At 70.0% G+C, this 14,436-nt stretch carries 12 protein-coding genes; 11 read left to right on the forward strand and 1 reads right to left on the reverse strand.

Annotated elements, in window-relative coordinates:
• Positions 1-90 precede the first annotated feature (90 nt).
• From ACTWM8_RS16240 to ACTWM8_RS16280, 9 genes are all read left to right on the forward strand, one after another.
• Complete coding sequence (locus ACTWM8_RS16240) at positions 91-1,695, forward strand: PucR family transcriptional regulator (RefSeq protein ID WP_446209757.1); 1,605 nt, start codon at positions 91-93, stop codon at positions 1,693-1,695.
• Between the two features lie 239 nt (positions 1,696-1,934).
• A complete protein-coding gene (locus ACTWM8_RS16245; protein ID WP_446209758.1) occupies positions 1,935-3,491 on the forward strand; it encodes an NCS1 family nucleobase:cation symporter-1 in 1,557 nt (518 codons plus the stop codon).
• A complete protein-coding gene (locus ACTWM8_RS16250; protein WP_154936700.1) occupies positions 3,488-4,330 on the forward strand; it encodes a nitrilase-related carbon-nitrogen hydrolase in 843 nt (280 codons plus the stop codon). Before ACTWM8_RS16245 ends, ACTWM8_RS16250 begins: the two co-directional genes overlap by 4 nt.
• Positions 4,327-5,730, forward strand: coding sequence for a dihydropyrimidinase (gene hydA / locus ACTWM8_RS16255; protein WP_446209759.1), 1,404 nt, complete (start codon positions 4,327-4,329; stop codon positions 5,728-5,730). The genes ACTWM8_RS16250 and hydA overlap by 4 nt, the downstream gene beginning before the upstream one ends.
• Positions 5,731-5,742: 12 nt before the next feature.
• Positions 5,743-6,735, forward strand: a complete 993-nt coding sequence (locus ACTWM8_RS16260; protein ID WP_446209760.1) for a TIGR03842 family LLM class F420-dependent oxidoreductase — start codon at positions 5,743-5,745, stop codon at positions 6,733-6,735.
• Between the two features lie 50 nt (positions 6,736-6,785).
• Positions 6,786-7,655 (forward strand): NAD(P)-dependent oxidoreductase, encoded by an 870-nt coding sequence (locus ACTWM8_RS16265; protein ID WP_446209761.1) that lies wholly within the window; start codon positions 6,786-6,788, stop codon positions 7,653-7,655.
• 334 nt (positions 7,656-7,989) lie between these two features.
• Entirely contained in the window at positions 7,990-8,310 is a 321-nt protein-coding gene (locus ACTWM8_RS16270) for an ArsR/SmtB family transcription factor (protein ID WP_350794506.1), read from the forward strand.
• A complete protein-coding gene (locus ACTWM8_RS16275) occupies positions 8,310-9,284 on the forward strand; it encodes a TIGR03086 family metal-binding protein (RefSeq protein WP_446209762.1) in 975 nt (324 codons plus the stop codon). The genes ACTWM8_RS16270 and ACTWM8_RS16275 overlap by 1 nt, the downstream gene beginning before the upstream one ends.
• 12 nt (positions 9,285-9,296) lie before the next feature.
• Complete coding sequence (locus ACTWM8_RS16280) at positions 9,297-9,641, forward strand: TfoX/Sxy family protein (RefSeq protein ID WP_446209763.1); 345 nt, start codon at positions 9,297-9,299, stop codon at positions 9,639-9,641.
• Between the two features lie 232 nt (positions 9,642-9,873).
• Here the strand turns inward: ACTWM8_RS16280 and ACTWM8_RS16285 are convergent, their stop codons facing one another.
• A complete protein-coding gene (locus ACTWM8_RS16285) occupies positions 9,874-11,826 on the reverse strand; it encodes a beta-propeller domain-containing protein (protein WP_446209764.1) in 1,953 nt (650 codons plus the stop codon).
• Positions 11,827-12,091: 265 nt separating this feature from the next.
• Between ACTWM8_RS16285 and ACTWM8_RS16290 the strand changes: the two genes are divergently transcribed.
• Positions 12,092-12,691, forward strand: a complete 600-nt coding sequence (locus tag ACTWM8_RS16290; protein WP_354967408.1) for a TetR/AcrR family transcriptional regulator — start codon at positions 12,092-12,094, stop codon at positions 12,689-12,691.
• A complete protein-coding gene (locus ACTWM8_RS16295; protein ID WP_446209765.1) occupies positions 12,688-14,316 on the forward strand; it encodes an isovaleryl-CoA dehydrogenase in 1,629 nt (542 codons plus the stop codon). The genes ACTWM8_RS16290 and ACTWM8_RS16295 overlap by 4 nt, the downstream gene beginning before the upstream one ends.
• Positions 14,317-14,436 lie beyond the last annotated feature (120 nt).

Below are 14,436 nucleotides of genomic sequence, written 5' to 3' on the forward strand. Positions count from 1 at the left end.
CGCGATACTTCGGTGCTCGCCGCCACCGACAACCTGTACGGGTCGGCATCGATGGCACTACGTTGTGTGCATCCCCGCACGGGAGGCCGCATGTACCCCTCAGTCGCCGAAGCCATAGCGCTGCCCGTGATCCGGCGCGCCACGCCCCGCGTCGTCGCCGGGTCCGCCGGCTTGCAGGGGCCCGTCCGCTGGGTCCATGCGGCGGAGGTCGCCGACATCGCTCATCTGCTGCGCGGCGGCGAGCTCGTGCTGACCACCGGCATCGCGCTACCGGACGAGGAAACGGCGCTGACGACGTACGTGGACGACCTGGCCGCGGTCGGCGCGGCGGGGCTCGTGGTGGAGCTGGTCCGGCGCTGGAGCGACCACGTGCCGGACGCGCTGGTGGCGGCTGCGGAACGACACCGGCTTCCATTGATCACGCTGGCACGGGAGACCCAGTTCGTGTCCGTCACGGAGGCGGTCGTGGCGTTGATCGTGGACGCGCAGCTCGCCGAGCTACGGGCGGCTGAACAGGTGCACGAGACGTTCACCGCGCTCACGGTCGCCGGGGCGGAGCCGGCCGAGGTGTTACGCGAGGTCGCGAGGATCTCCGGGCTGCCGGTCGTCCTGGAGACGCTGGGGCACGACGTGCTCGCGTACGACGCGGCCGGGCAGGACCCGATCGAGCTGCTGACCGACTGGGGGCAGCGATCCCGGTCCGTGGCGGTGTCCCAACGGACCGCCTACGACGAGGAAGCCGGCTGGCTGATCACCGCGGTCGGCGCGCAGGGCGCCGACTGGGGACGGCTGGTTCTGCTCTCGCCGGCCCCTCCTCCGCACCGGCACGTGGTGGTCGCGGAGCGGGCCGCGTCGGCACTGGCGGTGCACCGGCTCGTGGCGCGGGATCGGGAGAGCCTGGAGCGGCAGACGCACCGGATGTTGCTCGCGCAACTGCTCGGCCAGGCCCTGCCTCCTCCTGATCTGACCACCCGGGCGGCCGCGTTGGGCGTTGCGCTGGAGCGGCGGAAACTGGTCGGGGTGGCGATCCGACCGGGGAGCATCACGCCGCGCGCCCCCGCACTGGCCACGCAGGAGGTGTTGCGGGACCTCGCGGAGGCCACCGCGTTGGCCGCGCGGCGGGTGAGCGTGCCGGCGTTGGTGGGCGTCGTGGACGAGACGAGCGTGCGCGCGTTGTTGTCGTTGCCCGCGCAGGCGGCGGTCGACGCGGTCCTGCGGCGCCTGGCCCGAGAGGTGCACCGCTCGGCCGCCAGTGCTGTGGTGGTGGCCGTCGGGACGACGGTGTCGCAGGTGTCGGACGTGCGGCGCAGTCTGGGGGAGGCTGCTCACGTCGCCGGTGCTGCGCTGCGCTCCCCCGGCACCCAGCTCTACCACCGCTTGGATGACGTGCGACTGCGCGGCCTGCTGCACCTGCTGCGCGAGGACGAGCGCGTCCTGGCCTTCGCTCACCGGGAGCTCGGACCCCTGTTGGCGCGCGATGACAGCCAGGGCACCCGGCTGGTGGAGCTGCTGCGCTGCTTCTGCGAGCAGGGCGGGAACAAGTCGGCGGCGGCCGCCGTGGCGCACCTGTCACGTACGGCCTACTACCAGCAGCTGTCGCGGATCGCGCAGGTGCTCGGGGTGTCGCTGGAGGACCCGGAGTCGATGTTGTCGTTGTACGTGGCGCTGCTGGTGCACGAACTCGACGACGCGTGACGGGTCAAGGGTCCGGCAGGCGGCCCGATTCCATCCACCGCGGCGATTGACAGCTCCGCGCGGGCATGCCCGTGGACAGAGTGTGCCCCGATCATGGCAAGCGTGGACACTTTGCCGCTGCCCGTGGCGGGTCCGGGACACCCACCATTCCGAGATAAAGATCGTGCTGATCCGCCCCCACCCGCAGCACGCGCCGGTTGGACGGCCGCTGTTGCGGCAGCGTGACAGGGAGGTGACCGATGGCCGTTGAACCCCTGCCCCCCGCCGAGACCACCGCGGCCGAGCCGGGCACACAGATCACCCATCCGGATGGCCGAGTCGAGTTGCGTGACTTCTCGACGATCGCCGACAGCCGGTACTTCAACGAGGAACTCGCCCCGGTTCCCATCGAGAAGCGCACCTGGAACACGTACAACTTCGCGGCGCTGTGGATCGGCATGGCGCACAACGTCCCCACCTATCTGCTCGCCGCCGGGCTCATCCAGCTCGGCATGAACTGGGTGCAGGCATTTCTCACGATCACGCTGGGCAATCTGCTCGTCCTGATCCCGATGCTGTTGAACAGCCACGCGGGCACGAAGTACGGGATCCCCTTCCCGGTCTTCGCCCGCGCGTTCTACGGAGTCCGCGGCGCGAACTTCCCGGCCCTGCTCCGCGCCTTCATCGCGTGCGGCTGGTTCGGCATCCAGACCTGGATCGGCGGCGAGGCGATCTATGCGATCGCCGGCAAGCTGCTGGGCTCCTGGTGGGTCGACGCGGCGACGGTGATGGACTACCCGTGGACGCTGTGGGCCTCGTTCTTCCTGTTCTGGGCGATCGAGATGGCGATCATCTGGCGGGGCATGGACACCCTGCGGCGCTTCGAGAACTGGGCCGCACCGTTCGTCATCGTGGTCGCCGTCGCCCTGCTGATCTGGGTGATGGTCGAGGCGGGCGGGCTCGGCCCGATCCTGTCCGAGCCGTCGAAGCTGGGCTGGGGTGCCGACTTCTGGAAGCTGTTCGCGCCGTCACTGATGGGGATGATCGCCTTCTGGGCGACGCTGTCGCTGAACATCCCCGACTTCACCCGGTTCGGCGGCAGTCAGCGGCAGCAGGCGTACGGCCAGATCCTCGGCCTGCCGACCACGATGTCGTTCTTCGCCATCCTGTCGATCATGATCACCTCGGGCACGGCCGTCATCTACGGTGACGCGATCTGGGACCCCATCCAGCTCGCGGCCAAGTTCGAGAACCCGGTGGTCGTAGCGCTCGGCCTGTTCACCGTCGTGGTCGCCACGCTGTCGGTGAACGTCGCGGCGAACACGGTCAGCCCGGCGTACGACTTCTCCAACGCCGCGCCCCGACTGGTGAGTTTCCGGACCGGGGGCCTGATCACCGGCGTGCTCGGCATCCTGATCCAGCCGTGGCGCCTGGTGCAGGACCCCAACATCTACATCTTCGTCTGGCTCGGGTTCTACGGCGGCCTGCTCGGCGCGGTCGCCGGCGTACTCATCGCCGGGTACTGGATCCGCCACCGCACCAGCCTCCAACTGCCGGCCCTCTACCGCCCCGAGGGCAGGTACTGGTTCTCCGGCGGGTGGAACTGGGCCGCCATCGTCGCCACCGTCGTCGGCGCGGTGCTCGCGGTGGGTGGCGCCTACTCCGCACCCGGCAAGGGGCCGTTCCCGTCCGACGGGCTCATCCCGTTCCTCAAGCCGCTCTACGACTACAGCTGGGTGGTCGGTCTGATCGGCGGGTTCCTCGTCTACCTCGCGCTGTCGATGCCGCGCACCGCGCACGCGAAGGGGGAGAAATGAGCAACATCATCCGAGCCGGGCTGGTGCAGCAGAAGTGGACCGGCGACAAGGAGTCGATGATCGCCAACGCGGTCGAGGCCATCCGCAGCGCCGCCTCGCAGGGCGCACAGGTGGTCTGCCTGCAGGAGTTGTTCTACGGCCCGTACTTCTGCCAGATCCAGGACGCGGACTACTACTCGTACACGGAGGCCATCCCGGACGGGCCGACGACCGCGCTGATGCGCGAGGTCGCCGAGCAGCACGGCGTGGTGCTGATCGTGCCGATGTACGAGCAGGAGCAGCCCGGTGTCTACTACAACACCGCCGCGGTGATCGACGCCGACGGCACCTACCTGGGCAAGCACCGGAAGAACCACATTCCGCAGGTGAAGGGGTTCTGGGAGAAGTTCTACTTCCGGCCGGGAAACCTCGGCTATCCGGTGTTCGACACCGCCGTGGGGCGCATCGGCGTCTACATCTGCTACGAGCGGCACTTTCCCGAGGGCTGGCGGGCGCTCGGCCTGGCCGGCGCGAAGATCGTTTTCAACCCGTCGGCGACCAGCCGCGGCCTGTCGGAGTACCTGTGGCGGCTGGAGCAGCCGGCGGCGGCGGTGGCGAACGAGTACTACGTCGGCGCCATCAACCGGGTCGGGGTGGAGCCGCTGGGCGACAACGACTTCTACGGCCAGTCCTACTTCGTCGACCCGCGGGGCCAGTTGGTCGGCGACGCCGCCTCGGACACCGAGGACGAGGTCGTCGTCCGCGACCTCGACATGGACAAGCTGGCCGAGGTCCGCGACCTGTGGGCCTTCTACCGCGACCGCCGTCCCGACACGTACGAATCGCTGGTGAAGCCGTGAGCATCGTCATCCGCAACGGAACAGTCGTCAACGCCACCGGGGCGTACCCGGCGGACGTGCTGGTCGAGGGCGAGCGGATAGCGGCGCTCGCCGCGCCCGACTCGGGTCTGGCCGAGCAGTGGGCGTCTGGTGCCGAGCGCGTGATCGACGCCGCCGGGAAGTACGTGGTGCCCGGCGGCATCGACGGCCACACCCACATGGAGATGCCGTTCGGCGGCACGTTCTCGGCGGACAATTTCGAGACCGGGACGATCGCCGCAGCGTGGGGCGGCACGACGACCATCGTCGACTTCGCCGTACAAGGCAAGGGCACGTCCGTGCTGTCCGCGCTGGACAAGTGGCACAGCAAGGCCGACGGCAACTGCGCGATCGACTACGGGTTCCACATGATCGTCTCGGACGTCAACGACACGTCTCTGAAGGAGATGGAGACCTGCATCGACGCGGGCGTCAACACGTTCAAGATGTTCATGGCCTATCCGGGGGTCTTCTACGCCACCGACGGGGAGATCCTGCGGGCGATGCAGAAGGCCCGGGACACCGGGTCGATGATCATGATGCACGCGGAGAACGGCATCGCCATCGACCAGCTCATCCTCCAGGCGCTGGCCAACGGTCAGACGGACCCGGTGCAGCACGGCCTGACCCGGCCGCCCGAGCTGGAGGGCGAGGCCACCTCGCGGGCGATCGCGCTGGCCAAGGTCACCGGCGCGCCGCTGTACATCGTGCACCTGTCCGCCGCGCACGCCCTGGACGCGGTCACCCAGGCCCGCGACACCGGGCAGAACGTGTTCGCCGAGACCTGCCCGCAGTACCTGTTCCTGTCGCTGGAGGATCTGGCCAAGCCCGACTTCGAGGGCGCGAAGTACGTCGCCTCTCCCCCGCTGCGCCCCAGGGAGCACCAGGCGGAACTGTGGCGGGGCCTGCGCACCAACGACCTGTCGCTGGTGTCCACCGACCACTGCCCCTTCTGCTTCAAGGACCAGAAGGAGCTGGGCCGGGGAGACTTCTCCAAGATCCCGAACGGGATGCCCGGCGTCGAGCACCGGATGGACCTGCTCTATCAGGGCGTCGTGAAAGGCGAGATCACCCTGCCGCGCTGGGTGGAGATCAGCTCGACCACGCCCGCCCGGATGTTCGGCCTCTACCCGCGTAAGGGCGTCATCGCGCCGGGCGCCGACGCGGACATCACGGTGTACGACCCCACGGCCCAGCAGACCATCTCGGCCAGCACGCACCACATGAACGTGGACTATTCCGCGTACGAGGGCATGGAGCTGACCGGAAAGGTCTCCACCGTGCTGTCCCGTGGTCGGGTCGTGGTCGACGACAACGCCTTCCACGGCGCGGCCGGACACGGCAGGTTCCTGAAGCGCGATCTCAGTCAGTACCTGGTCTGAAAAGGAGAAGCGGTGGACTTCGGTGTCGTACTTCAGACCGACCCGCCAGCTCGCGACGTCGTGGCCAGCCTCACCGCCGCCGAGGACAACGGGTTTCGCTACGGGTGGACGTTCGACTCCTGCGTGCTGTGGCAGGAGCCGTTCGTCATCTACTCGCAGGTCCTCGCCGCGACCAAGCACCTGATCGTCGGGCCGATGGTGACCAACCCGAGCACCCGCGACTGGTCGGTCACCGCGTCGCTCTTCGCCACGCTCAACGACATGTTCGGCAACCGCACGGTGTGCGGGATCGGCCGCGGCGACTCTGCCCGGCGGGTCATCGGCCAGCCGCCGGCGAGCCTGGCCACGCTGAAAGAAGCGATGCACGTGATCAAAGAGCTGGCCGAAGGCAACGAGGTCGAACACCACGGCACGCCGGTGCGCATCCCGTGGGTGCGTGACGGCAGGCTGGAGATCTGGATGGCCGCTTACGGCCCGAAAGCGCTGCGGCTGGTCGGCGAGCAGGCCGACGGCTTCATCCTGCAGACGGCCGATCCCGACATCGCCCGCTGGACGATCGGCTCGGTACGCGATGCGGCCACCGCAGCAGGTCGAGATCCCGACTCGATCACGATGTGCGTGGCCGCGCCGGCCTACGTGGGCACCAACCTCGCGCACCAACGGGATCAGCTGCGCTGGTTCGGCGGCATGGTCGGCAACCACGTGGCCGACCTGGTCGCCCGCTACGGCGACTCCGGGGTCGTGCCCAAGGCGCTCACCGACTACATCACGGGCCGCGAGGGCTACGACTACGCACACCATGGCCGCGCCGGCAACCGGTCCACGGACTTCGTCCCCGACGGGATCGTCGACCGGTTCTGTCTGCTCGGACCCGAGTCGGCCCATGTCGACCGGCTGCAGGAGCTCAAGGAGATCGGGGTGGACAACTTCGCCCTCTATCTCATGCACGACGACAAGGAGAAGACCCTGACCTCGTACGGCAAGAACATCATCACGCAGGTGTGAGGTCGGCGCTGCGTACCGCATCGCCCTGGGGAAATTGGCAGGATGGGGCCATGGCCACGGTCGCTGTGATCGGTCTGGGTGGGATGGGTAGCCGGATGGCGGGCCGGCTGCTCGATGCCGGCCATGACCTCGTTGTCTGGAACCGCACGCCGCAGCGGGCCAGCGATCTTGTGGCACGTGGCGCCGTCGCTGCCGACAGTCCGGCGGAGGCTGCCCACCGCACCGACCTGGTCATCACCATGCTGTCCGATCCGGCCGCGCTCCGAGAGGTGACCGAGGGCCCGCGGGGCATCCTCGCGGGTGCCGCCGCGTCGACGACGCTCGTTGAGATGTCGACGGTCGGACCGGCCGCCGTGCGACGGTTGGCAGCGATGCTGCCGGGTAGCGTTGGCCTGCTCGACGCGCCGGTGCTGGGCAGCGTCTCGGAGGCCGAGTCGGGCTCGCTGCGGATATTCGTCGGAGGGCCGCAGCCGCTTGTCCAACGGTGGATGCCGGTGCTGGGCGCGCTTGGCTCGCCGATGCATGTCGGACCGCTCGGTGCCGGCGCGGCCGCCAAACTGGTCGCCAATTCGACCCTCTTCGGGGTGCTCGCGGTCCTCGGTGAGGCGCTCGCTCTCGCGGACGGGCTTGGTCTGCCGCGCGACGTCGCGTTCGAGGTCTTGTCCGCGACGCCCGTCGGCGCGCAAGCGGATCGACGGCGGCCAGCGGTCGAGTCCGGTCAATTCCCGCTGCGGTTCGCGCTGTCACTGGCCCGGAAGGACGTCGATCTGGTCGTGTCGGCCGCCGAGTCGGCAGCTGTCGAACTGCCGGTCGCGGCGGCCGCCCGGCAATGGGTCGTGGCAGCACAGGAAGCCGGCCTCGGCGACCGGGACTACTCGGCCGTGCTCGCGCACATCACCGACACTGCCCGGTCAGCCTGAACCCCGGCCGGGCGGCAGGCCCGTCAGGTGGCCGCTGAACTCATTCCTACACCGCCAGCCCGGACGGAGACGCAACCTGTTCCCCGCCGGCGCGGGCTACCCCCCAACGCTCGCGTCACCCACACGATCGCCAACGGCACCGTCGGCTACGAACGCTCCTGAGGAAGCCGCTACGTCCGCACCCGTAGCTGTGCGGGTCGGAGGATCGCGTGTCTCGCTATCGAGGTGACGGCCGGTGTCAGCCCGCCACCCGACACAGCCGCCGCGCCGGGTGGGCGGCCGTCGCAGCGGCGCGCCTTTGACAAATGCGTTAGCCGTGGCTAACGTGTTTCTGGTGATCGACGCGTTGTCTGCCGCCGCTGAGCCCACCCGGCGACGGATCTTGCAGCTGCTCGCGTCACAGCCCCGCACGGTGAGCAGCATCGCGGCGGAGTTCACGGTCACCCGGTCGGCGATTTCCCAGCATCTGTTGTTGCTGGCGCAAGTCGGCCTGGTGGAGGCCGAGAAGGTCGGCCGGGAGCGCATCTATCGGGTCGTTCCCGAGGGACTCCGTCGGCTGCAGGCCGAGATCGACCGGTTCTGGACCGCCGAGCTCGACCTGTTGGTCGCCGACGCACACGCCCTGAAGGCTCAACGGATCGAGAGAGACCACTGATGTTCACCAAGACCGTCATTCTTCCCGTCGACATCGACGAGGCATTCGCCCTCATCACCGAGCCGGAGCGGCTGCGCCGCTGGCAGACGGTGTCCGCCCGCGTCGACCTCCGCGTGGGTGGTGACTACCGCTGGACCATCACCCCCGGCCATGTGGCGGCGGGCACCTTCCGGGAGGTGGAGCCCGGCAAGCGGGTCGTGTTCGGTTGGGGTTGGGAAGGCAACCCGGGCCTCGCCCCCGACACCTCGACCGTCACGATCACGGTCGAGCCGGTCGCCGGCGGCACCAAGGTCACCCTCACCCATGAGGGGCTGACCGATGAGCAGGCGGCGATGCACGCCGAGGGCTGGAACCACTACCTCGGCCGTCTCGAGAAGGCTGCCGTCGCCGGGGACGCCGGCCCGGACGAATGGTCCGCCGCTCCCGAGCGGCTCGACGAACTGTCCGCCGCCGACGCCACGCTGGCCGTGCTCCAGACGGTCCTGCGCCAGCTGACCCCTGAGGACCGGCCGAAGCAGACCCCGTGCGCGGACTTCACCTGCCACGACCTCGCCGAGCACCTGTTCGGCTCCATGGTCGCCTTCGGCTCGATGGCCGGCGTCGAGGTCGTGAACCCCGAGACGGGTTCGCTGGAGAACCGGGTGGCCACCATGGCGGCGCAGGCCATCGAGGGGTGGCGGGCACGCGGCCTCGACGGCACCGTCCCCGCTCCCGGCGGCGGCGAGATGCCGGCCAGGTTCGCGGCGAGCATCATGCCGGTGGAGTTCCTGCTGCACGCGTGGGACATGGCCCAGGGCAGCGGCACCCCCCTGGTCGTCAGTGACGAGGTCGTGTCCTACGTCCACAAGCTCGCCGAGCAGCTCGTCCCCGGGGCCCGCGGTTCCTCGTTCGCCGACGAGATCACCCCGTCCACCGATGCCGACCCGATGGAGCGGCTGGCCGCTTTCGCCGGCCGTCGCCCGGTCGCTGCGTGACAGGATCCGACCATGCAGATGCCCAAGCCCACCGACGCTGACAAGCAGTTCTTCCGCTCCCTCGTGCCGGAGGCACCGGGAGTCGAGGTCAAGCCGATGTTCGGCAACCTCGGTGCCTTCGTCAACGGCAACATGTTCGCCGGCCTGTTCGGCTCGTCGATCGGCGTGAAGCTCGCCGCCGACGACCTGGCCGAGCTGGCGATGATCGAGGGAGCGGGACCGTTCGGCCCGGCCGAGCGGCCGATGGGTGGATACCTGTCGCTGCCCTCGTCGTTCACCGCCGAACAATCGACCCTGTGGGTCAACAAGGCGCAAGATTACGTCGCGACGCTGCCGCCCAAACACAAGAAGAAATAGCAGTCATCAGGGGCGGCGACACGTCCCAGCGGGCGGGAGTCGCTCGACGATCAGCGGACGTCCACGGCAGGACATCTTCCACGGCGTCATCGTGACCCCGCCCGGGCCGGACCAGTCCCACCGCGAGGCGACGGCGCCGAGCATCGTGGCGACCACGAGGCCGTGATTGTGGCTGGCCACGATGCATCGCGGCGCCGTCCACCGGCGGGCCACTTCGGACGCCACTATCGGGTCACGCCGTACGCAGCCAGCCGAGGGTCTTCATGGTGGAGAGGCTGGTCGCCTTGAGGCCGGCGTCGGAAACGGTCCAGAGGACTCCGTCGACGACCAGTGAGCGACGGATCGGCGCCAGCTCCTCGGAACGGCGCGTGCCCAGCGTGTGGTCGACCGTGCCGACCTCGGTGAACCCGCCGTCGCCGACTCGCAGCGCCAGCGCCACGTTGCTCGGCAGGCCTGTGCCGTAGACGGTCAGTGGGACCACGACCAGGCGTTCGGCTGGCCAGTAGAGGAACGCGTGCGGGTCGAACTCCGCCTCGGAGTGCCCCTGCTCGACGTGATACTGGGCGATCCGGGTCGGCTTGGCCGGATCGGAGACGTCGAAGAGCGAGAGCTGGGTGCCCTGGACACGGCCCCGGTCGGACGCCTCCTGCCCGACACCGAGCAGCCGTCCATCGCCGGCCGGGTGCAGGTACGCCGAGTACCCGTTGATCTTCAGTTCGCCGCTCACCTTCGGCGCCCCCGGATCACGCAGATCGACGGTGTAGAGCGGGTCGGTCTGCCGGAAGGTGACGACGTACCCGGTGCCGCCGACGAACCGTACCGCGTATATCCGTTCCCCCTTGCCCAGTCCGGTGACCTTGCCGACCTGGGTCAGCGCCGTGCCGTCGGCGCGCAGGACGTAGACGGTGGACGTCGAGTTCGGCTTGTCGCCCCAGGTACGGCCACTGGTGGTGGCCACTCTCAGGTGCCCGTCCCACTCGGACATGGCGTACTGGTTGATGAGCCAGCCCGGTACGGACGCGGCGGCGGCGTACCGCGGGGCACCCGCGCCTGAGATGTCGAACTGATAGATCTCGGTGGTCTCGTCCCTGGGATCGGGTGCGATGTTCCGCGCGGTCGCCATCGGCAGCACCCGCCAGCGCTGGTCGTTGGCTACGTACAGCCGGGGTCCGTTGCTGTAGACGGTGTCGCCGTCGGCGATCACGGTGACCGGGTCGCCAGCGCCGAGCGTAGCCGCACCGAGGTCGAAGCTGAGCACGGTCACCAGCGATGTGCCGGAGTAGGCGGCCGGCCGGCTCACCCGTTCGCAGCCGACCCGTCCCGCGCTGGTTCGCCCGCCGGAGGTGACCTCGTACCGGGGCAGCCAGTCGTCGGCGGTGGCGTTGTCGATGATCTCGCGGTTGGCGGTGGTGCGCTGCTCATCGGTGGCCCGTTCCCGGTACGGGAAGTTCAGCCGGGGCGCGGAGCGGACCACGACCCGGACCTTCGTGCCCATCTGGCGGGCGTCCACCAGGTTGCCGTCGATCCGGTATTCGCCGATGATCTTCGGTTCGCCGGACAGGTCGACCATGATCAGCTGGGGGCCGACGATGCCGTCCGGCATCGGGGCGTCTCCCGGGACGGTGCGCGCGCCTCCCCCGGGGACGGCCGGTTTCGCCACCGCGGCCCACCCGTCGCGGCGCAGCACCAGCGCCCGGTCACCGTGCAGCAGCAGGCCGTCCTCGGCCCCGCCGATCCCATCGGCACCCGGTGCCAGTTCCAGCTCTCCGGTCAGCCGGCGGGTGGCCGGGTCGACCACGTACAGCTTGCCGTGGCTCACGGTGACAATCCGCTTGCCGTCGGTCTTGACCAGGTCCGGTTCATCGGCCCCGGCCTCGTGCGTGTTGGTGCCCGAGTAGCCGGGGGCGGCAGCTTTGGACGCCGCATCCGCCCGCCCCGCTGCGGCGGGCGCCTCAGCCTGTTCGGCGCGGCCGAAGGTACGCATGTCCCCGATCGGCCCGAACCCCCAGGGCCCGACGTAGGCCTTGGCAGCCGTCTTCAACTGCCGCAGCGCCTCCGGGCAGGAGTCGAACGCGACGAGCCGGAACCCGCCGGCCGGCACTCCCCGGTCGCGTGGCGGCACGGGGACCGGCTCCGCCGTACAGCCGGTGACCAGCGCCAGGCCGGCGACCAGGGCCAGTCCCATGACGCGAGCTGGAGTCACGACTCGGGGGACGCCGGTGGCGGCCGTTGGCTGGGGTACGTGGGCGCTGCTACCCGTCATGCCCCCTACGACGTGGCTGACCCGGGCTGGGTTCCCACCATGCAGACCCCGCGCCGAGTTGCCGACCGGGGTGCGGGTGTCGGTCGCTCAGCCGGAGGCGGCGCGACCCATCTCGGCGAGGATCCCGGCGCCCTGACCGAACTCGATCAGCCTTGTCGCAAGGATTGAATGGTGGTTCAATCCTTGCGTGGCGTACCGAAGCACCGAGCGGGTGAAGGCTCGGCTGAGCGCCTCCCGGGAACGGATCATCGCCGCGGCGCTGGGAATCATGGCCGAGCACGGGTACGCCGGCTGCTCGGTCGCCGCCGTCGCCGAGCGGGCCGGCGTGGCGACCGGCAGCGTCTACCGCCACTTCCCGACCAAGGCCGACCTGTTCGCCGAGGTGTTCCGCACCGCCTCCCAGCGCGAGGTGGACGCGGTCGCGCGCGCCGCAGCGCTGGAGACCTCCGCCGCCGAGCAGATGGCCGCCGTCGTCGAGACGTTCTCCGGCCGCGCGCTGCAGTCCCCACGGTTGGCGTATGCCCTGCTCGCCGAGCCGGTCGACCCGGCGGTCGACGCCGAGCGGCTCGTCTTCCGCCGCGCGTACGCCGAACTGATCGCCGGGTACGTCGCGGCTGGTGTGGCGAGCGGTGAACTACCCCCGCAAGATCCGGAGCTGACCGCGACCGCGCTGGTCGGCGCCCTGGCCGAGGCCATGGTCGGTCCGCTGGCCGCCGGGGTCGCCGGCCCGGAGACCATCCCCGCCCTGATCGCCTTCATCCACCGCGCGCTGGGAGTATCGCCGTGACGACACACGAGGTCTTCAACCAGGTTCCCCCGCTCGCTGGCTACGACGCGGCGGACGACCCGGCACTGCTCGACGGGCTCGAGCGGGAGGGCGCCGGCTGGGCCGCCGCCGAGCTGCACCAGCTCGGCCGGCTGGGCGGCAGCGAGCAGGCCATCGAGTACGGGCGGCTGGCCAACGAGCATCCGCCGGTCCTCCGCACCCACGACCGCTACGGCCATCGGATCGACGAGGTGGAGTTCCACCCCGCCTGGCACGAGCTGATGCGCACCGCGGTCACGCACGGCCTGCACGCCGCACCGTGGGCGGACGACCGACCGGGCGCCCACGTGGCCCGGGCCGGCAAGTTCTACACGTGGCGGCCCGACGCCGGCCACGGCTGCCCGATCTCGATGACCTACGCGGCAGTGCCGGCGCTGCGGCACAACCCGGAGCTGGCCGCGCGGTACGAGCCGCTGCTCACCGCCACGACGTACGACTTCGGGCTGCGTCCGCCGCTGGCCAAGCAGGGGCTGCTGGCGGGCATGTCGATGACGGAGAAGCAGGGCGGCTCGGACGTGCGCGCCAACACCACCACCGCCCGCCCTGAGCCGGACGGCACCTACCGACTCGTCGGGCACAAGTGGTTCACGTCGGCGCCGATGTGCGACATCTTCCTCACCCTCGCCCAGGCACCGGGCGGAATCACCTGCTTCCTCGTCCCGCGTGTCCTTCCCGACGGCACCCGCAACCCGATGCGGCTGATGCGCCTGAAGGACAAGCTCGGCAACCGGTCCAACGCCTCGGCGGAGGTCGAATACGAGCAGGCGGTCGCCTGGCGCGTCGGAGACGAGGGCCGTGGCGTGCGCACGATCATCGACATGGTCAACCTGACCCGCCTCGACTGCGTCATCGGCGCGGCGGCCGGGATGCGCCAAGGCGTGATCACCGCCGCCCACCACGCCACCCACCGGCAGACCTTCGGCCGGTACCTCATCGACCAGCCACTGATGCGCAACGTGCTCGCCGACCTCGCGGTCGAGTCCGAGGCCGCCACCGTCCTCATGATGCGCCTCGCCGGAGCGACCGACCGATCCGCGCGCGGCGACGCCAACGAGACCGCGTTCAAACGGCTCGCCCTCGCCGTCGGCAAGTACTGGGTCTGCAAGCGCTGGCCGGCACACGCCGCCGAGGCCCTCGAATGCCTGGGCGGCAACGGCTACGTCGAGGAGTCGGGCATGCCGCGGTTGTTCCGCGAGTCGCCGCTGAACTCGATCTGGGAGGGCTCCGGCAACGTCGCCGCACTGGACGTCCTGCGTGCTCTCGTCACGGAACCCCAGGTCATGGAGGCGTTCCAGGCCGAGCTGAGCGCCGCTGCCGGCGCCGACGCACGGCTCGACGCCGCAGTCCGCCAGGTGCGGGCCGACCTGTCCGACCTCGACGACCTCGAACTGCGGGCGCGGCGCGTCGTCGAACGGCTCGCCCTGGTGCTGCAGGGCTCGCTGCTGGTGCGGCACGGCCACCCCGCCGTCGCCGACGCCTTCTGCGCGTCCCGGCTCGGCGGCGACCACGGCCAGGCGTACGGCACCCTGCCGAGCGGCGTCGACTTCGCCGCGATCATCTCCCGCGCCACGCCAAAGGTGGGCTGACAGGAAGCTCCCCCGCCGCCACGACCTCCTCACCAACCGCACGGGCGAAGGCTTGGCTGCTAGAGCCTGTATCGAAGTCGGCTGTGGCGTCTGAGCTGTCATGCCGTGGCGCAGAAGTCC

This window comes from Micromonospora sp. IBSANI012, assembly GCF_052814045.1.

What these genes read in the sequence shown, in the direction of transcription:
- ACTWM8_RS16240 (WP_446209757.1), top strand. Translation starts at nt 91, where the DNA reads ATGTACCCCTCAGTCGCCGAAGCCATAGCGCTGCCCGTGATCCGGCGC.
- ACTWM8_RS16245 (WP_446209758.1), top strand. Translation starts at nt 1,935, where the DNA reads ATGGCCGTTGAACCCCTGCCCCCCGCCGAGACCACCGCGGCCGAGCCG.
- ACTWM8_RS16250 (WP_154936700.1), top strand. Translation starts at nt 3,488, where the DNA reads ATGAGCAACATCATCCGAGCCGGGCTGGTGCAGCAGAAGTGGACCGGC.
- ACTWM8_RS16265 (WP_446209761.1), top strand. Translation starts at nt 6,786, where the DNA reads ATGGCCACGGTCGCTGTGATCGGTCTGGGTGGGATGGGTAGCCGGATG.
- ACTWM8_RS16275 (WP_446209762.1), top strand. Translation starts at nt 8,310, where the DNA reads ATGTTCACCAAGACCGTCATTCTTCCCGTCGACATCGACGAGGCATTC.
- ACTWM8_RS16280 (WP_446209763.1), top strand. Translation starts at nt 9,297, where the DNA reads ATGCAGATGCCCAAGCCCACCGACGCTGACAAGCAGTTCTTCCGCTCC.
- ACTWM8_RS16285 (WP_446209764.1), bottom strand. Translation starts at nt 11,826, where the DNA reads ATGGGACTGGCCCTGGTCGCCGGCCTGGCGCTGGTCACCGGCTGTACG.